General features: G+C 70.5%; 16 protein-coding genes. 8 read left to right on the forward strand and 8 right to left on the reverse strand.

Features of this window, described 5'->3' with window-relative positions:
- The first annotated feature begins 53 nt into the window (after positions 1-53).
- Together carA and J3P31_RS03135 are read left to right on the forward strand one after the other, a co-directional pair.
- On the forward strand, positions 54-1,211 hold the full coding sequence (gene carA / locus J3P31_RS03130; protein WP_210526952.1) for a glutamine-hydrolyzing carbamoyl-phosphate synthase small subunit: 1,158 nt from the start codon (positions 54-56) through the stop codon (positions 1,209-1,211).
- Between the two features lie 84 nt (positions 1,212-1,295).
- Positions 1,296-3,086: a glycosyltransferase gene (locus tag J3P31_RS03135; protein WP_210526953.1), complete on the forward strand. Its 1,791-nt coding sequence runs from the start codon at positions 1,296-1,298 to the stop codon at positions 3,084-3,086.
- On the opposite strand, the gene J3P31_RS03140 is transcribed toward J3P31_RS03135, so the two are convergent.
- A complete protein-coding gene (locus J3P31_RS03140) occupies positions 3,037-3,687 on the reverse strand; it encodes a GntR family transcriptional regulator (protein ID WP_210526954.1) in 651 nt (216 codons plus the stop codon). The two genes, J3P31_RS03135 and J3P31_RS03140, sit on opposite strands and share 50 nt — an antisense overlap.
- A gap of 82 nt (positions 3,688-3,769) precedes the next feature.
- Here J3P31_RS03140 and J3P31_RS03145 point away from each other — a divergent pair, with 82 nt between their 5' ends.
- Both J3P31_RS03145 and J3P31_RS03150 read left to right on the forward strand, forming a co-directional pair.
- A complete protein-coding gene (locus J3P31_RS03145; RefSeq protein WP_210526955.1) occupies positions 3,770-4,414 on the forward strand; it encodes a pyrimidine 5'-nucleotidase in 645 nt (214 codons plus the stop codon).
- Positions 4,415-4,456: 42 nt separating this feature from the next.
- Positions 4,457-5,629 (forward strand): FAD-dependent monooxygenase, encoded by a 1,173-nt coding sequence (locus tag J3P31_RS03150; RefSeq protein ID WP_210526956.1) that lies wholly within the window; start codon positions 4,457-4,459, stop codon positions 5,627-5,629.
- Here J3P31_RS03150 and J3P31_RS03155 read toward each other — a convergent pair.
- Together J3P31_RS03155 and J3P31_RS03160 are read right to left on the reverse strand one after the other, a co-directional pair.
- Positions 5,626-6,075: an Lrp/AsnC family transcriptional regulator gene (locus J3P31_RS03155; RefSeq protein WP_210526957.1), complete on the reverse strand. Its 450-nt coding sequence runs from the start codon at positions 6,073-6,075 to the stop codon at positions 5,626-5,628. The genes J3P31_RS03150 and J3P31_RS03155 overlap by 4 nt on opposite strands.
- Positions 6,072-6,527 carry an Lrp/AsnC family transcriptional regulator gene (locus tag J3P31_RS03160; protein ID WP_210526958.1) on the reverse strand — a complete coding sequence of 152 codons (456 nt, stop codon included), beginning with the start codon at positions 6,525-6,527 and terminating at the stop codon, positions 6,072-6,074. The genes J3P31_RS03155 and J3P31_RS03160 overlap by 4 nt, the downstream gene beginning before the upstream one ends.
- 131 nt (positions 6,528-6,658) lie before the next feature.
- On the opposite strand from J3P31_RS03160, the gene ilvC reads away from it, so the two are divergent.
- The 4 genes from ilvC (at position 6,659) to J3P31_RS03180 (ending at position 10,495) form a co-directional block, all read left to right on the forward strand.
- On the forward strand, positions 6,659-7,681 hold the full coding sequence (gene ilvC, locus J3P31_RS03165) for a ketol-acid reductoisomerase (protein WP_210526959.1): 1,023 nt from the start codon (positions 6,659-6,661) through the stop codon (positions 7,679-7,681).
- A 142-nt stretch (positions 7,682-7,823) separates the two neighbouring features.
- The gene (gene opgC, locus J3P31_RS03170; RefSeq protein ID WP_210526960.1) at positions 7,824-9,017 is read left to right on the forward strand and encodes an OpgC domain-containing protein; all 1,194 of its coding nucleotides are present in this window, start codon (positions 7,824-7,826) and stop codon (positions 9,015-9,017) included.
- 69 nt (positions 9,018-9,086) lie between these two features.
- Positions 9,087-9,851: an SDR family NAD(P)-dependent oxidoreductase gene (locus J3P31_RS03175; protein WP_210526961.1), complete on the forward strand. Its 765-nt coding sequence runs from the start codon at positions 9,087-9,089 to the stop codon at positions 9,849-9,851.
- Between the two features lie 11 nt (positions 9,852-9,862).
- Positions 9,863-10,495, forward strand: coding sequence for a class I SAM-dependent DNA methyltransferase (locus J3P31_RS03180; protein ID WP_210526962.1), 633 nt, complete (start codon positions 9,863-9,865; stop codon positions 10,493-10,495).
- A 29-nt stretch (positions 10,496-10,524) separates the two neighbouring features.
- Here J3P31_RS03180 and glmM read toward each other — a convergent pair whose 3' ends face one another.
- From glmM to J3P31_RS03205, 5 genes are all read right to left on the reverse strand, one after another.
- Complete coding sequence (glmM, locus tag J3P31_RS03185) at positions 10,525-11,886, reverse strand: phosphoglucosamine mutase (protein WP_210526963.1); 1,362 nt, start codon at positions 11,884-11,886, stop codon at positions 10,525-10,527.
- Positions 11,883-12,860 (reverse strand): dihydropteroate synthase, encoded by a 978-nt coding sequence (gene folP, locus J3P31_RS03190; protein WP_210527258.1) that lies wholly within the window; start codon positions 12,858-12,860, stop codon positions 11,883-11,885. Before folP ends, glmM begins: the two co-directional genes overlap by 4 nt.
- 23 nt (positions 12,861-12,883) lie before the next feature.
- Positions 12,884-13,795, reverse strand: coding sequence for a dihydroneopterin aldolase (locus tag J3P31_RS03195; protein WP_210526964.1), 912 nt, complete (start codon positions 13,793-13,795; stop codon positions 12,884-12,886).
- Between the two features lie 60 nt (positions 13,796-13,855).
- Entirely contained in the window at positions 13,856-14,548 is a 693-nt protein-coding gene (locus tag J3P31_RS03200; protein WP_210526965.1) for a cell wall hydrolase, read from the reverse strand.
- A 160-nt stretch (positions 14,549-14,708) separates the two neighbouring features.
- A complete protein-coding gene (locus J3P31_RS03205) occupies positions 14,709-17,264 on the reverse strand; it encodes a putative PEP-binding protein (protein ID WP_438270265.1) in 2,556 nt (851 codons plus the stop codon).
- Positions 17,265-17,288: the final 24 nt, after the last annotated feature.

A 17,288-nucleotide genomic window follows, 5' to 3' on the forward strand; every position in this document is an offset into this window, starting at 1 on the left:
CCGACGCCCGCGCGCGCGTAACGGTCCGCCGGATCACAGAAGGGAAGCCCGCCATGCCGCAGTCGCCGCGCCCGACCGCTTGTCTCGCCTTGGCCGACGGGACGATCTTCTATGGACGAGGCTTCGGCGCGACCGGCACCACGGTGGCCGAGCTGGTCTTCAACACCGCGATGACCGGCTACCAGGAGATCATGACGGACCCCTCCTACGCGGGCCAGGTCGTGACCTTCACCTTCCCGCACATCGGCAATGTCGGCGCCAACGCCGAGGATGACGAGGCCGCCGACCCCGTCGCCGAAGGCATGGTCGTCAAGTGGGACCCGACCGAGCCGTCGAACTGGCGGGCCACCGAGTCGCTGGGCGACTGGCTGTCCAAGCGCGGCCGGATCGGCATCGGCGGCGTCGACACCCGCCGCCTGACCCGGGCCATCCGCCAGCAGGGCGCCCCCCATGTCGCGCTCTCGCACGACCCCGAGGGCAACTTCGACCTCGAATCGCTCGTCGCCCAGGCGCGGGCCTTCCGCGGCCTCGTGGGGCTCGACCTCGCCAAGGACGTCACCTGCGCCCAGAGCTACCGCTGGGACGAGATGCGCTGGGCCTGGCCCGAGGGGTACGGCCGCCAGACCGCGCCCAAGCACCGCGTGGTCGCGATCGACTACGGCGCCAAGCGCAACATCCTGCGCTCGCTGGCCTCGGTCGGCGCCGAGGTGACGGTCCTTCCCGCCACGGCCACCGCCGACGACGTGCTGGCGCTGGACCCGGACGGCGTGTTCCTGTCGAACGGCCCGGGCGACCCGGCCGCGACGGGCGCCTATGCCGTGCCGATGATCCGTGGCGTGCTGGACCGCTCGGACGTGCCGGTCTTCGGCATCTGCCTCGGGCACCAGATGCTCGCGCTCGCGCTGGGCGCGCGGACGGTCAAGATGAACCACGGCCATCACGGCGCGAACCACCCCGTCAAGGACCTCGAGACCGGCAAGGTCGAGATCACGTCCATGAACCACGGCTTCACCGTGGACAGCCAGACGCTGCCCGTCGGCGTCAAGGAAACCCATGTGAGCCTGTTCGACGGCTCGAACTGCGGCCTCCGGATGGCGGACCGGCCCGTGTTCAGCGTCCAGTATCACCCGGAGGCCAGCCCCGGCCCGCAGGACAGCGCCTATCTCTTCGACCGCTTCGCGCAGGCGATGGCCGATCGCCGCCAGGACTGACCATTCCCTGACGCAACGCGCGGGGCCTTAACCGCCCTTTAACCATGATCCGGGATCCTGCCCTTCTCAGTTTGGGGAGGATCCATGCCAGAACCGCTCATGCAAATCCGCTCGGTGGCGCCGGTCGCCGCCCCGGCCGTCGCCGGGCCGCGCAGGCTCACGGCGCGGCGGGCGCGGCTCGAGGGGTTCCGCTCCATCGATCCGGAGCGGCACCCCCCGGATCCGGCCCTGGTCTCCCGGCTGGCCCCCGTCCTCGCCCTTACCCAGGCCCTCCTGCCCTGGCGGAACCAGGGCGCCGCGACGGTGGTGCTGTGCGAGGATCCGCGCTGGGCGGTGCGTCATCGTCCCATGCTCGAATCGGCGCTTGGCCCAGTCCGCCTGGCCCATGCCGAGGCGGCGGTCCTTCGGCGCGCCCTCGCCCGGAGCGTCGGCGGTCCCCTGGCGCTTGGGGCCGAACAGCGCGTGCCCGCCATGGCAAGCTGCCGATCCCTTCCCGGCGCCCGCCTGGCCCGCTGGGGGCTGGCGGCCGCACTGCTCGCGGCGGCGCTGGCCCTGTTCGCCCCGCTCGCCACGCTCGAGGCGCTGGTGGGCGTCACCGTCCTGTGCCTCGTCGCCACGGCGGGGCTCAAGCTCGCCGCCGCGACGGCCAGCCTGCGCCGGAGTCCGCGGGACGACGGCGCCCAGGTGGTGCCCGCCCGCCTGCCCGTCATCTCGGTCCTGGTCCCGCTCTATCGCGAGCGCGAGATCGCCGGGACCCTGCTCCGCCGGATCGGACGGCTCGATTATCCGCGCGATCACCTGGACCTGTGCCTGATCGTGGAGGATGACGACGCCCTCACCCGCGACGCCCTGGAGGCCGTCCAGCTTCCGCCCTGGGCCCAGATCGTCGAGGTGCCGGAGGGGACGCTCCGCACCAAGCCGCGGGCTTTGAACTACGCCCTGACCTTCGCCCGGGGCACCATCGTCGGCATCTACGACGCCGAGGACATCCCCGGCCCGGATCACCTGCGCGAGGTCGCGCAACGGTTCGCCCGGCGCGGTCCGGCCACCGCCTGCCTGCAGGGGACACTGGATTACTTCAACTGCGACCGCAACTGGATCGCCCGCTGCTTCACGCTGGAATACGCGGGGTGGTTCCGGGTGCTGCTGCCAGGGCTCGAACGGCTGGCCTTCGCGCTGCCGCTCGGGGGCACGACCCTCTTCCTGCGGCGCGAGGCGATCGAGGCCGTCGGCGGCTGGGATGCCCACAACGTGACCGAGGACGCCGACCTGGGCCTGCGCCTCGCCCGCCACGGCTATCGGACCGAGATGATCCCCATCGTCACCCAGGAGGAGGCGAACGCCCGCCCCTGGCCCTGGATCCGGCAACGGTCGCGCTGGCTCAAGGGCTATGCGGTGACCTGGGCCGTCCACATGCGCGACCCCGTGGGCCTGTGGCGCGATCTTGGGCCGCGTCGGTTCTGGGGCGTGCAGGTGATGTTCCTGGGAACGCTGGTGCAGTTCGCCCTCGCCCCCCTGCTCTGGAGCTTCTGGCTCGTGCCGCTGGGGCTGCCCCATCCGCTGGCGCGGCTCCTTCCGCCCTCGCTGCTCGTGGCTCTGTCGATCCTGTTCCTGGCCACCTACGCGCTGGATGTGGCCTATGCCTGGATCGGGGCGCGCCGCGCGGGCAAGCCGCACCTCGCGCTCTGGGGGCCGAGCCTCGTGCTCTATTTCCCCCTCGCGACGGCCGCGATCTACAAGGCCCTGTGGGAGGCGGCGTGGCGCCCCTTCCATTGGGACAAGACGGCGCATGGCATCGACCTTCCCACGGTCGCGCCCGAGGCGGTTATTCCGCCGCCTGCACCTTTGCCGCATCCAGCTTCAGCCGTGTCATGAAGGCGCGCGAGATATGCTCGCGCAGCGCGGCATCGGCGGCGTCGCCGTCGCCCGCCTCGATGGCGCGGACGATGGCCTCATGCTCGTCCAGGGTGCCTCGGGACCGCCCCTCGGCCGAGAGCGAGGTCGAGGCCAGAAGCGCCATGGACCGATGCACAAGATCCAGCTGCTGCACCAGGAACCGGTTGTGCGAGGCCAGGTGGATCTGCCGGTGGAACCGCCGATTGGCCCGGCTCAGGGCCTGGGGGTCGTTCACCAGCGCCCGGTCCGCCTCCAGCATGTCGCGCAGGACCCGTACTTCCTCCCGCGTGGCGTGCCGGGCGGCAAGCCGGGCGGCCAGCCCCTCCAGCTCGCCCCGGACGACATAAAGCTCGGCCAGTTGGTTGTGGTCGAGAGAGGCCACAATGAGCGACCGCCCATCCCGGCTGAGAAGCGACTGCGTCTCCATGCGCTGGAGCGCTTCGCGGATCGGCGTGCGCGACACGCCGAAGCGTTCGGCCAGCTCGCTTTCCACCAGGCGATCTCCAGGCTTGTAGAGCCCGGAGTCGATGGCTTCCAGGATCAGGTCATACGCGTCGCGCTGGGATTTCGGGTCGGTCATTGCCCCTGATGTTACGCGCACGGACCGGGGGTTCAAGCCGGCATGGTTGCGAAGGGGCCGCGACATTCGTAGGGTCGGCCCCATGGTCGCCGCATCCTTTGCCCATGTCCGCGCCTGGGTCTTCGACCTGGACAACACCCTCTACCCCCCGTCCGCACGCCTTTTCGCGCAGATCGAGGTCCGGATGACGGCTTATGTGTCCCGGATCCTGGGCATCACCGAAGCCGAAGCCGATCGCCTGCGGGCGGATTACTGGGCGCTGTACGGCACGACCCTGGCGGGCCTGATGGCCGAGCATGACCTCGATCCCGGCCCCTACCTCAAGGATGTCCACGACATCGACTTCTCGGGGCTGGTTCCGGATCCGCTGCTGGCGGCCCGAATCACCGCCCTGCCCGGACGCAAGATCGTCTTCACCAATGGCGACGGGGTCTATGCGGCCAAGGTCCTCGCGGCCCGCGGCCTGAACAGCGCCTTCGATGCCGTCTATGGGGTCGAGCACGCCGGCTACCTGCCCAAGCCGGAGCAGGCGGCCTTCGAAGCGGTCTTCGCCCTCGACGGCCTTTCGCCCGCCGAAGGAGCGATGTTCGAGGACGACCCCCGCAACCTCATGGTGCCGCACCTGATGGGGATGCGGACCGTCCTCGTGGGACCCGAGGCGCTCGCGCAGGATCACATCCACCACCATGCCGAGGACCTTTCGGCCTTCCTTGCGCGGCTCGTCTGACCGGGCCTTCCCGCCGCCGGGAAAGCGGCCTATCTCAGCGGCATGGACAGCACGGACATTCTGATTGCCGGTGGTGGGACGGCGGGCCTGGCCGCGGCGGCGGCCTTCGGAAGCCGCGGGCTCCGCGTCACCTGCGTGGACCCGGCCCCGGCCCAGGCCCCCGATGGCCCGGACGCCGACCTTCGCACGACCGCGATCCTGTCGCCCGCCCGGGCGCTCCTCGATGGGGCGGGACTGTGGAGCCGGCTTGGGCCAGAGGCCACCCCGCTGCGGGTGATGCGGATCGTGGACGCACGCGGCACGCCGGTCCGGCGCGACTTCGACGCGGGGGACCTGGGCGACCAGCCCTTTGGCTGGAACATCCCGAACCGCGTCCTCAAGCAGGCCTTCGCGGAACGCCTGGCCGAGATGCCCAACGTGACCCTGCTGCGCGGAACCGGCTTCGCGGGCCGGGTCGCCCGCGTGGATGAGGTCACCTCCACCCTGTCGGACGGGCGAACGATCACCGCCCGGCTCTTGATCGGCGCGGACGGCCGGGATTCCGCCGTGCGCCGGGCCTGCGGCATCGGGGCCCGCACCACCCGCTATGGCCAGAAGGCGCTGGTCTTTGCCGTCACCCACGACGCGCCGCACGGCGGCGTCTCGACCGAGGTCCATGCCGCGGGCGGCCCCTTCACGCTCGTGCCCCTCCCCGATCATGACGGGCGCCCCTGCTCGGCCGTGGTCTGGATGACCGACGGGGCCGAGGCGCTCCGGCTTGCGGCGCTGCCCGCGGAGGAGTTCGCCCAGGCCGTGAACGCCCGTTCAGCGGACGTCATGGGGCCGCTCGTGCCGGTCGGCGGGCGGCAGGTCTGGCCGATCATCACCCAGGTCGCGGACCGCCTGACCGCGCGCCGGACGGCCCTGATGGCCGAGGCGGCCCATGTGGTTCCGCCCATCGGGGCGCAGGGGCTCAACATGTCGCTGGGCGACCTCCGGGTCCTCCTCGACCTGACCAGCGGACGACCGGACGACCTGGGGAGCGATGGGTGGCTCGCCGCCTATGCGCGCCTGCGGGAGCCGGACATCCGCCTCCGCGCCTTCGGCATCGACGCGCTCAATCGTGCCTCGATCGGCGGGCTCGGCCCGCTGCGGGCCTTTGGCCTGCGGGCCATGCACGACCTGCCGCCGGTGCGCCACGCCCTGATGCGCCTCGGGCTCGGGATGGGGCGCTAGAGAGGGCCGGGCCGGCGCTCCTCGCTCAGCAGGACATTCGCCTCGATGGTCCCGACACCGGGCAGCGCGGTGATGCGCCGCCGCAGGACACGCTCGAAGTCGGCGATGTCGCGGGCCACCACGCGCAAACGGTAGTCGTAAAGACCCAGGACATGTTCGACCGTCTGCACCTCGCGGATGGCGGTCACGGCGCGTTCGAACTCCTCGAGCCGCGCGCGGGCGGCCAGCTTGATGCCCAGGAAGACCGTGACGCCGAAGCCCAGCGCCTCGCGGTCGAGCACGAGGCGGCGCCCCTGGATCACCCCCTCGTCCCGCAGACGCCGCACGCGCCGCCAGGCGGCCGGTTGCGACAGCCCCACCCGCCGGCCCAGCGCCGCGGCCTCGACGGTGGCGTCCTGCTGCAAAGCCCGCAGGATCGCGCGGTCGGTGTCATCCAGATCGATCACAGCGGCAGCGCCTCGTTGTCCTGAAGGACGCTCAGGGTCATGAGCGCCTCGATGTCGCTGATGCGCGGCAGGGTCAGGATGCGGTCGCGGTAGATGGCGCGGTAATGCGCGAGGTCGCGGGCGATCAGCGACAGGCGCACGTCCACCTGCCCCAGGAAGGTCTGGATCTCGACCACCTCGGGCACGTCGCGGGCCGCAGCCAGGAACTCCTCGAAGGCGCGAGGGGCGCCCTTGTCCAGGGTCACCCGGAGCGAGACATGGACCTCATAGCCCAACCGGCGCCAGTCGATCACCGCCTCCTGCCCTCGGAGGATGCCGGCTTCGCGCAGCCGGTCGAGCCGCCGCGCCGCGCGGCCCGGGGTCAGGCCCGCGGCCTGCGCCAGGTCCGGCACCGGCTGGCCGGGATCCTCCTGCAGGAGGCGAAGAAGGCGGCGATCCAGATCGTCAAGCATGAGAAAAGCAATAATCGGATCTCCTGCGCATGACAACATTAGTCAAACTAACTGATACCGCGCGGCGCAATCTCGAAATGCCCAGATCCTGCTGTATGGTCCAAGCCAGCATTTCCAAGGAGGGACAAGCCATGCGCGTCTACTACGACCGCGACTGCGACGTGAACCTGATCAAGGACAAGAAGGTCGCCATTCTCGGCTACGGTTCGCAGGGCCACGCCCATGCGCTGAACCTGCGCGACTCGGGCGCCAAGAACGTCGTCGTCGCCCTGCGCGAAGGCTCGCCCTCCGCCAAGAAGGCCGAGGCCGAGGGCCTGAAGGTCATGGGCATCTCCGAGGCCGCCGCCTGGTGCGACCTCATCATGTTCACCATGCCCGACGAGCTGCAGGCCGACACCTACAAGCGCTTCGTGCACGACCACCTGCGCGAAGGCTCGGCCATCGCCTTCGCCCACGGCCTGAACATCCACTTCGGCCTGATCGAGCCCAAGAAGGGCGTGGACGTCATCATGATGGCGCCCAAGGGCCCGGGCCACACCGTGCGCGGCGAATACCTCAAGGGCGGCGGCGTGCCCTGCCTCGTGGCGGTCCACAACGACGCCTCGGGCAAGGCCATGGAGATCGGGCTGTCCTACTGCTCCGCCATCGGCGGCGGCCGCTCCGGCATCATCGAGACCAACTTCCGCCAGGAGTGCGAGACCGACCTCTTCGGTGAGCAGGCGGTCCTCTGCGGCGGCCTCGTGGAGCTCATCCGCATGGGCTTCGAGACGCTGGTCGAAGCCGGCTACGAGCCCGAGATGGCCTACTTCGAGTGCCTCCACGAGGTGAAGCTGATCGTGGACCTGATCTACGAGGGCGGTATCGCCAACATGAACTACTCGATCTCCAACACAGCCGAATACGGCGAGTACGTGTCGGGCCCGCGCATCCTCCCCTACGAGGAAACCAAGAAGCGCATGAAGGAGGTCCTCCGCGACATCCAGACCGGCAAGTTCGTCCGCGACTTCATGCAGGAGAACGCCGTCGGCCAGCCCTTCTTCAAGGCGACCCGCCGCATCAACGACGAGCACCAGATCGAGCAGGTCGGTGAGAAGCTGCGCGCCATGATGCCCTGGATTTCCAAGGGCAAGATGGTTGACCGTTCGCGGAACTGATCCAGATCCGGCCACGGGAGCAATCGCCCGTGGCCGTTTTCCACGCAAGGGACGGCGAATGCCGCCCTGTTGATGCCTGCCGCATTGACCCTTCCTCCCGAAGGGTCACATTCGCCGTCACGGCTTTCGACGTGGGGGCGCAATGCGGCTGACGATCCTGGACGGCTTCAGGGGATATTTCCTCTTCTTCATGGCCGTCGTCCACATCAACGGCATCGTCCACGTCACCCTGGGAGAGATTAACCACCACTCGCTGGGCTGGGTCGAGGACGCGCAGGGCTTCGTCTTCATCTCGGGCTTCGTGGTCGGCCTCGTCTATGGCGGCATCTATGTCCGCAAGTCCTACGAGGCGATGCGGCGCGGCATCCTCGACCGGATGCGGACCATCTACACCTACCACGCCGGCCTCGTCCTGCTGATCTGCGCGGCGGCGCTCCTGCTGGGGCTGGTGGGGGTCGAATCCAACATCGTCCATCCCTACCAGGCCGAGCCGGTGCTGTTCACCCTGCTCTCCCTGGCGATCCTGTCGGCCAGCGCGTTCATGGGCATCCTCCCCATGTATCTCTGGTTCATGGCCGTCACCCCCTGGGCGCTGAGGGCCTTCCGCAACGACCGCACCCTGGCGGTGCTGGTCCTTTCGGTCGGCCTCTGGCTCTTTGCGCAGACCCGGCTGATGGACTACCTGATCCTCCAGCTCGGCGGCGTCCTGGACGCCTGGGGTCACCCGATGGACCTGGGGCTCGGCTTCAACATCCTGGCCTGGCAGGTGATCTTCTTCTCGGGGCTGTGGCTGGGGCTGCGTCAGGCCGAGGGACGGCTGGACCTGTCGTTCCTCAAGACGCCCCAGATGCAGGGCGCCTTCGTGATGGCGATGGCGCTGGTCGGGGGACTGGCGGTCTTCGACTGGATCGTCCAGTTCCAGCTCGTGTCGCCGGACTACAGCGGGCTGGCCTGGTCCCATGTGGACCGCAACACCCTGTCCGCGATCTACTTCGTCGCCTTCTTCCTCGACCTGTTCGTGATCAGCTGGCTCCTGGTGGCCGGGCCGACCTCCACGGTGCGCTGGGCGCCAGCGGCGGCGCGCGTCATCGAGGCGGTCTTCACCTGGCGGCCGCTGGTCTTCCTGGGCCAGCATTCCCTGCAGGTCTTCGCCTGGCACGTCGCGACGGCCTATCTCATCGACTTCGTCGTGAACGGCCGCGACCTGGGCGAATTCTACGGAACCCTCGTCCTGGTCGCCGGGACGGCGTCGATCTTTATCCCGGCCTGGCTCCACGCCCGCTCGGTCGCGGCACGCAAGGCCTTGCGTGCCGCGCCGGGCCGCGCCGCCGCCTGACCAGCCCCGCCGCGACTTCCCTTTTCCGAGGTCTCTGCCAAGGTCCCGGCAGGCAACAGGGGGACTGACATGGGCCGACTCGCGGGCAAGGTGGCGATCATCTCGGGGGGTGCGACGGGGATGGGAGGAGCCGCCTCATCGCTGTTCGCCGCCGAAGGGGCCAAGGTCGCGATCATCGACCGGAACCTCGAGGCGGCCAGCACCCGCGCCGCCACGATCCGCGCCGCCGGTGGAACCGCCATCGCCCTTGCCGCGGATGTGGCCCAGGCGGACCAGGTCGAGGCCGCCGTCCGCCAGGCCGAGGAGGCGCATGGCCCAGCCAATGTCCTGTTCAACCATGCGGGCACCATCGTCATCAAACCCTTCCTCGAGACCACCGAGGAGGAGTGGGACTGGCTCCACGCCGTCAACGTGAAATCCATGTTCCTGATGACCCGGGCGGTCCTGCCCGGGATGCTGGCGCAGGGCGGCGGGTCGATCGTGTGCACCTCCTCGATCTCGGCCGTCGCGGGCACGCCGATGGAGGTGCTTTACGGCACGACCAAGGGCGCCGTGCACATGTTCGCCCGCGCCATCGCGGTCGAGTTCCGCGACCGCAACATCCGCTGCAACGCCGTCTGCCCCGGCTTCATCCGCACGCCTCATGGCCTGCGCGAGGTGGCCGACCTCCAAGCCTTGGGGGTGGACGTCTCCGAGGCGGCGCTGATCGCCGCGCAGGGCCGCATCGGAGAACCCGAGGAGGTGGCCCGCGCCGCGCTGTTCCTCGCCTCGGACGAGTCGAGCTTCGTCAACGGCACCCACCTGTTCGTTGACAACGCCTTCACCGCCATCTGAGGGAGCCCCCCATGAGCGACACCGAAAGCGCTGCCATGGCGGCCGTCTACGCGGCCCGGACCGTGGGCGAGCTTGCGGCGGGCTACGCCGACTGGGCCGAACGCTACGACGCCGAGACCGCCGCCTCGGGCTATCGCCTGCCTCATCTTTGCGCCGCCTTCCTCGCGCGGCATCTGCCCGCCGAGGCCCGCCCGATCCTCGATGCCGGGTGCGGCACCGGCCTCGTGGGCGACGATCTCCGGGCGCTGGGTTACGACGGGATCACCGGCATCGACCTGTCCGAGCCGATGCTGGCGCGCGCCGCCGGGCGCGGCGTCTATGCGGTCCTCCGGCAGATGACGCTGGGCGAGCCGCTCGACCTGCCGGACGCCGGCTTTGCCGCCGTCATCTCGAGCGGCGTGTTCACCGCCGGCCACGCCCCCGCCTCGAGCCTCGACGAGCTGCTGCGCGTGACCCGGCCGGGCGGGGTGCTGGTGTTCAGCGTCCGCGACGACATCCACCGGACGCAGGGCTTCCGCGAGCGCCAGGACGCGCTGGAGGCGCAGGGACGCTGGCGGTTGCGCGAACGGAGCGAGCCCGTCCGCGCTTTCACCGTCAGGGAGCCGCATGTGCTGGCGCGGGTCTTCGTCTATGAGGCCGCCTGAGGACGGCCCGTCGCACGACCCGAACCGGCCTATTCGGCGGCGTGGGCCATGGCCGCGTGCTCCACGGCCAGGACGATCTCGCCCACGACCTCGGCGAGCATGGCCTCATCCTCGCATTCGGCCATGACGCGGATCAGCGGCTCGGTCCCCGACTTGCGGATCAGAAGGCGACCGCGTCCATCGAGCCGGGCCTTGGCGCCCTCGATCACCGCCTGCACCGCGGGGGAGGACAGCGGCTGCTGGCCCGCCGCGTAGCGGACATTGCGGAGAAGCTGCGGCACGGTGTCGAACTGCTGGAGGAGGCGCGACGCCGGCTCTCCGGTTTCGATCATGGCGGCCAGCACCTGCAGCGCCGCCAGCAGACCGTCCCCGGTGGTGGCGTAATCGGTCATGACGATGTGGCCCGACTGTTCGCCCCCCAAGTTCCAGTCGCCCTGGCGCATGGCCTCGACCACGTAGCGGTCGCCCACGGCGGTCCGCTCCAGCCGCAGGCCGCGCCCGTCCAGGAACCGCTCCAGCCCCAGGTTCGACATCACGGTCGCGACGAGCGTGCCGTTGCGCAGGCGCCCCTGCTCGGCCCAGCGCGCGGCCATGAGCGCCATGAGCTGGTCCCCGTCGGCGATCTGCCCGTTCTCGTCGATCAGGATCACCCGGTCGGCGTCGCCATCCAGGCAGATGCCCAGGTCGGCGCCATGGGTCACGACCATCTCGGCCGCCGCGCGCGGCGAGGTCGACCCGCAGCCGTCGTTGATGTTGTACCCGTTGGGCGTGGTCCCGACCGGGACGACCGTCGCGCCCAGTTCCCAGAGCACTTCGGGCGCAACCTTGTAGGCGGCCCCGTTCGCGCAATCGATCACGACCTTGAGCCCATCGAGCCGCCGCCCATGCGGGAAGGTGCTCTTGAGCCGCTCCATGTAGCGGAAGCGGCCATCGTCGATCCGCTTGGCGCGGCCGATGTTGTTGGCGCCGGTGGGCTCCACGCCCGCCTCGACCAGCGCCTCGATCTCGGCCTCGGCCTCGTCGGACAGCTTGAAGCCGTCGGGGCCGAAGAACTTGATGCCGTTGTCTTGGTGCGGGTTGTGCGAGGCGGAGATCATGATCCCCACATCGGCGCGCATCGAGGTGGTCAGCAGGCCCACGGCCGGCGTCGGCACCGGTCCCAGCAGCAGCACGTTCATGCCGGTGGAGGTCAGGCCCGCGGTCAGCGCATTCTCGAACATGTAGCCCGACAGGCGGGTGTCCTTGCCGATCACCACGCGATGGCCGTTCGACCCGTCGTTCCGGAAGTAGCGCCCGGCGGCCGCGCCCAGGCGCAGAGCCAACTCGGCCGTCATGGGCCAGGCATTGGCCGTGCCGCGCACGCCGTCCGTCCCGAAAAGTTTCCTCGTCATGCTGTCCCGCCTACTGCTTGCTGCAGGCTCAAGGCCTGTCTTGTTTCACCCACGTCGTGCACCCGCACCATCTGCGCGCCCTGCCGGACGGCATGGAGCGCCACCGACACCGAACCGGGCATCCGATCCTGCGCCCGCGCCGCGCCGCCCAGGGTCCCGATGAACCCCTTGCGCGAGACGCCGACCAGCATGGCGCAGCCCAGGCCATGATAAAGCGACACACGCTGGAGCAGACTCACGTTATGTTGCACTGTCTTGCCGAAGCCGATCCCCGGATCGACCAGAATGCGGCTCCGGGGCACCCCGCGGGCCTCGGCCAGGGCGATCCGCTCCTCGAGCGCGTCATAGACATCGAGGACCACGTCCTCGTAGCGCGGATTCGCCTGCATCGTCTCGGGCGTGCCCTGCGCGTGCATGAGGCAAAGCCCCCCCGCCCGCGCGGCCACTTCGCCCATTCGTGGATCGAAGCTCAGGGCCGAGACGTCGTTGACCAGATCCGCCCCGGCGGACAGGGCCGCCTCGGCCACCGCAGCCTTCCGGGTGTCGACGGACAGGGGGATCCCGCTTTCGGCGCGGATCCGCGACAGCACGGGAACGACGCGCGCGATCTCCTCGGGCTCGGGGACGAGCACCGCGCCGGGCCGCGTGCTCTCCCCGCCAAGGTCGAGCATGTCGGCCCCCTGCGCCGCCATGGCCTGCGCCTGCGCCAGGGCGGCGTCGGGCGCGTCGAAGCGGCCACCGTCCGAGAAGCTGTCCGGCGTGAGGTTCAGGATGCCCATGAGGCGCGGCGCCTCGAAGGACAGGCGCGCCAGGCGCCCGCGCGGGGCGGTCAGCCGCTCCAGCACCTCGGGCGGCGCCGCATCAATCGGGACGACTTGGGGCGGCTCGGTGCGGGATAGCCGCTCGATCCGGTCGAACCAGCACCATCCTCCGGCCAGCGTCAGGGCGCCCGGCGGACGGGCCGGATCGGTCATCGGAATCGGCCGCCAGTAGACGCTCACTTGGGGGCCTCCCAAGGGTCCTGCCTGACCGGCACCGGCACGACCAGCCCGTCCGACGCCTCGACCCCGATCAGCCGCAGTTCCCTGGCCTCCAGCACCCCCGCGAGCCAGGCCGCGAGATGCGGGCCGTCGCTCTGCGCCGGGCCGTCCACCGCGTCCAAGACGACCTTGGAGGGCGCCCAGACGCAGGCCCGCGCCTGGCGCATCGCCCAGTCGAGCTCGGTCCGGGTGCCGACCACAAGGAGCCGGGGGTCCCGCGACGCCACCGCCCAGGCATTCTGGTCGAAGGCCAGCAGATCGATGTGGCGCTGCGCGGCCTCGGATTCGGCGACGACCGGGGCCGTCGCCGGCCGGCCCACGCAAAGGACCAGGGGGATGGCCTCCTCGTGCAGCTCGTCCAGAAGGCGCGCCAGCGCGGGGGCCGTAGCCTCGGCTGCCCCAAGAAGGACGATCCGGGGGCGTGGCGCATCCGGGACGACTGCCTCGCCGCCCTCGCTGCGGCTGCGCACGATCTCCACGCCCAGATCCCCCGGGCCGCGGTCGAGCTTCTGGACCCGGACGAAGACCCGCTCGGCCTGAGGCTCGCGCAGGATGCGCGCGGCCACCCGTTCGGCCAAGGTCTCCAGAAGGTTCAGACGCTCCTGCGCAAGCTCGGCGGCCACGGCCTCGGCCAGCTTGTCATAGGACAGGATCCGGTCGACATCGTCGCCCACGTCGCCCAGGGGCCGGACCTCCACGACGATGTCGAAGCGCAGCCGTTGGCGCACCCCGCGTTCGAGCTGGAAGGCGCCGATCTCCACTTCCACGACATGGTCGCGCAGGGAGATGCGGTCGCGCGGCGCGGCGGCGGTGGCTTCGGACCGCGCGAGCGGGTGCTCGAAGGCGTGTCGGGTTTCGTCGTGCGGCATGCCCAGGATCCCTGATCGAGCCGTCTGCTACAGCGGCTCGGCGATCCCGGCAAGCGGGCCTCAGTCGGACGCGCTGGAGGCCAGGCGGATCGGCGCATCCTCGCGGTAGAACAGATGCGTGCCGATCTGGGCTGTCCGGGTGAAATCCTGGGCCCAGTAGGGCGAGACGGCCTTGTTGTGATAGAACATGGCTCCGTCCGTCAGCAGGCGCGGCGCGCCGTCCAGCATGACGCGGGCGACCCGGCCTACCTCGGCCCAGGCGACCTTGTCGGCGACGGTGTCCGACCGGCCGTCGCAGTAGTAGCTGAACTGGCAGGCGTTCCGCTGTCCGGCCCCCTGCTCGACCACGCCACAGACGGTGGACGGGTAACGGCCGCTGTCCCGGCGGTTCAGCACGACCTCGGCGACGGCGATCTGCCCCTCGAGAGCTTCGCCCCGCGCCTCATGGTAGATGGCCTCGGACAGGCAGCGCCACTGCTCATCCCCCTCGGGCGCGGCGTCTTCGATGAGCTCCTCGAGGCCGGACAGGTCGGTGACCTCGCTGATGGCGACCCCCCGGCCCTCGGGCGCGGGAAAGGGGCCGCCCTGCGCCGCCGGCGTGACCTGCGCCCCCTCCCGCTGCGCTCCCAGGAGGGAGCCGAGGCGTCCGTCGAGATCCGCCCCGGCCGCAAGGCACATACCGGCCAAGACCAGCGTCAGGCCCGAGGCCACGACCAAAGCGCGCCAGACCGCGCGCCCGAGCGAAACCATCATAGCACTGTCCCATCGTTCCAAGCGGGCGCTTCCCGCCGTCACCAAGGGACTACGAATTACTTACCTATGTGTCTACGCAGCCACAGTAGGTACGGCGGCGCCGCGCCGAGCGCGCAGGAGCATATCCGCCGATCCTCGGCCGATACGGGAAATCCGCCTGTCAATCCCCTGAAAGCGAATGGTTCTCCAAGGCAACCTGAGCGGCGGAAAGCCGCGCAGCCGGCACCCGGTAGGGCGAACAGGAGACGTAATCGAACCCTTCGCGGCGGCAGAACTCGATGGCGCGGCGAGTCCCGGCATGTTCCCCACAGATCGAAAGCATGATGTCCGGCCGACCTCGGCGTCCGCGTTCCGCCCCCATGCTCAGCAATTCCCCCACGCCATCGAGATCGAGGGTGTGGAACGGGTCCTCCTCGAAGACGTGCTGCTCCACATAGGTCCCGAGGAACCGTCCGGCGTCGTCGCGCGACAGGCCATAGGTCATCTGCGTGAGGTCGTTCGTCCCGAAGGACAGGAACGAGGCATGCTGCGCGATCTCGGCGGCGCGCAGCGCGGCACGGGGAGTCTCGACCATGACGCCCAGGCGATAGGCGAAGTCGGCCCCGGTCTCGGCGCGGACGGCCGAGGCCACGGCATCCACGCGCGCCTTGACCAGCTCGACCTCGCGCCGGGCCGACACCAGGGGGATCATCACCTCCGGCACCACGGGGTCGCCGTCGCGGCCAGCCTCCACGGCGGCTTCAAAGATCGCGCGGGCCTGCATCTCGTAGATCTCGGGCACGGTGATGCCCAGGCGGACCCCGCGCAGGCCCAGCATCGGATTGTATTCCCGCAGGGCCTCGACCCGCGCCTCGACGTCCGACAGCGCCCGCGACATCCCCTCGGCCAGGTCGCGGAGCGACTGGCGGTCCGACGGCAGGAACTCATGGAGCGGGGGGTCGAACAGGCGGATGCAGACCGGCTTGCCGGCCATGATCCGGAACAGGGCGGCAAAGTCCGCCCGCTGCATGGGCAGCAGCCGCTCCAGCACGGCGCGCCGCGCCGGGGCGCCTTCGGCGAAGATCATCTCGCGCATCATGCCGATGCGCTCGCCCTCGAAGAACATGTGCTCGGTGCGGCAAAGGCCGATGCCCTCGGCGGCAAAGCCCCGGGCGATGCCGGCGTCCTGCGGCGTGTCGGCGTTGGCGCGCACGCCCACGTCCCGGAACTCGTCCGCCCAGTCGAGAAGCGTGCGGAACGAGCCGTCAAGGGCGGCCTCGATCATCGGCGGCTGGCCCAGGAGGATGTCTCCGGTGGTGCCATCCACCGTGATGAGGTCGCCCTCGGCCAGGATGCGGCCGCCGGGCGCGATCACGATCCGGCGGCGGCGGTCGATCTCCAGCTCTGAGGCGCCCACCACGCAGGGCAGCCCCAGGCCGCGCCCAATGACCGCCGCATGGCTCGTGATCCCGCCACGGACCGTCAGCACGGCGACCGCGGCGTGCATCCCGCGGATGTCCTCGGGCGTGGTCTCGCGGCGCACAAGGATGCAGGGCTCCCCCCGCGCGGCGCTGGCCTGCGCGTCGGCGGCGGTCAGGACGATGCGCCCGCTCGCCGCGCCGGGGCTGGCGGCGATGCCGACCACGATCCGGTCGCGCGACGCCTCGGGGTCGATCTGGCGGTGCAGGAGCGTGGACAGCGCGCCCGGGTCCACCCGCAGGATCGCCTCCTCGCGCGGGATCACGCCGTCCTGCGCCAGCGCCACCGCGATGCGCACGGCCGCCCGGGCCGAACGGGGCACGCGGACCGCGTCCAGGATGCAGAGCCGCCCGTTCTCGAGCGTGAACTCGATCTGCATCTCCTCGCGCAGCCGCTCGCGGCCCTTGGCGCCGTGGGCCAGCAGCTCGCGCAGGGCAAAGGGCGCCAGATCCTCAAGCGAGGGGATCCCCTCCGTCCGGGTGAGGGGCACGGCGGCCCGCTTGTCCCGCAGCGCCTCGCGTCCCTGGCTCTGGCCCAGGTAGCGGCCGCTGACGCGGGGCTCCCCCGTTTCGCCATCGACGAACTGGATCACGCCGGACCCGCTTTCGCCGCGGCCGACGCCCAGCGCCATGGCCTGCACCACCAGCCCCAGCCCGGCGTCGGCGGGCGCGCCCTTGGCCTGGCGGAGAAGCCGCGCCGTCGTCCCGTCCCAGGCCCGCGCCATCGAGCGCAGCACCTCGGCCAGCTGCGTGGCCGGATCCTGCGGGAAGGGCTCGTCCGTCTCGGCCTCATAGGCGACGAGCATGGCGCGCAGCGCCTCGGCGGTCGGCTCGGCGGGGAGGTCGAAGGGCTCGGGGTCGAGGCGCGCCACATGGACGGCATAGCACTGGATGAACCGCATGTAGAGCGAGGTCGCCGCCCGCTCCCCCGCGGTGAGCATCAGCGCCTCGTGGCGTTCGTGGGTCATGCCGATGTTCAGGATCGCCCCCGGCCCGCCCCAGTCGGGGTCCAGCGACGACGGCCGGACGGACAGCAGCGGCGCAAAGCCGAAGGGCGCCATGATCGACGCGATGTCCGGCATCCGGCCCTTGGCGATCTCCCGAACGGCGTCAAAGGACAGGGCCACGGTCAGCGGCACGGGCATGTCCAGGCGGATCAGCCGCTGGAGGCATTTCGCCCGCCCGCCATACACCTCGGCCGACATCGGGGCGTCGGGAGTGACAAGGGTGATCTGTGGGAATGTGACGTGGCGCTGCACCGCGGCATCCTTTCCCATCGCAGC

Source organism: Rubellimicrobium arenae, from assembly GCF_017916275.1.
Taxonomy (GTDB): Bacteria; Pseudomonadota; Alphaproteobacteria; order Rhodobacterales; family Rhodobacteraceae; genus Rubellimicrobium; species Rubellimicrobium arenae.

What these genes read in the sequence shown, in the direction of transcription:
- carA (WP_210526952.1), top strand. Translation starts at nt 54, where the DNA reads ATGCCGCAGTCGCCGCGCCCGACCGCTTGTCTCGCCTTGGCCGACGGG.
- J3P31_RS03135 (WP_210526953.1), top strand. Translation starts at nt 1,296, where the DNA reads ATGCCAGAACCGCTCATGCAAATCCGCTCGGTGGCGCCGGTCGCCGCC.
- J3P31_RS03140 (WP_210526954.1), bottom strand. Translation starts at nt 3,687, where the DNA reads ATGACCGACCCGAAATCCCAGCGCGACGCGTATGACCTGATCCTGGAA.
- J3P31_RS03145 (WP_210526955.1), top strand. Translation starts at nt 3,770, where the DNA reads ATGGTCGCCGCATCCTTTGCCCATGTCCGCGCCTGGGTCTTCGACCTG.
- J3P31_RS03150 (WP_210526956.1), top strand. Translation starts at nt 4,457, where the DNA reads ATGGACAGCACGGACATTCTGATTGCCGGTGGTGGGACGGCGGGCCTG.
- J3P31_RS03160 (WP_210526958.1), bottom strand. Translation starts at nt 6,527, where the DNA reads ATGCTTGACGATCTGGATCGCCGCCTTCTTCGCCTCCTGCAGGAGGAT.
- ilvC (WP_210526959.1), top strand. Translation starts at nt 6,659, where the DNA reads ATGCGCGTCTACTACGACCGCGACTGCGACGTGAACCTGATCAAGGAC.
- opgC (WP_210526960.1), top strand. Translation starts at nt 7,824, where the DNA reads ATGCGGCTGACGATCCTGGACGGCTTCAGGGGATATTTCCTCTTCTTC.
- J3P31_RS03175 (WP_210526961.1), top strand. Translation starts at nt 9,087, where the DNA reads ATGGGCCGACTCGCGGGCAAGGTGGCGATCATCTCGGGGGGTGCGACG.
- J3P31_RS03180 (WP_210526962.1), top strand. Translation starts at nt 9,863, where the DNA reads ATGAGCGACACCGAAAGCGCTGCCATGGCGGCCGTCTACGCGGCCCGG.
- glmM (WP_210526963.1), bottom strand. Translation starts at nt 11,886, where the DNA reads ATGACGAGGAAACTTTTCGGGACGGACGGCGTGCGCGGCACGGCCAAT.
- folP (WP_210527258.1), bottom strand. Translation starts at nt 12,860, where the DNA reads ATGACCGATCCGGCCCGTCCGCCGGGCGCCCTGACGCTGGCCGGAGGA.
- J3P31_RS03195 (WP_210526964.1), bottom strand. Translation starts at nt 13,795, where the DNA reads ATGCCGCACGACGAAACCCGACACGCCTTCGAGCACCCGCTCGCGCGG.
- J3P31_RS03200 (WP_210526965.1), bottom strand. Translation starts at nt 14,548, where the DNA reads ATGATGGTTTCGCTCGGGCGCGCGGTCTGGCGCGCTTTGGTCGTGGCC.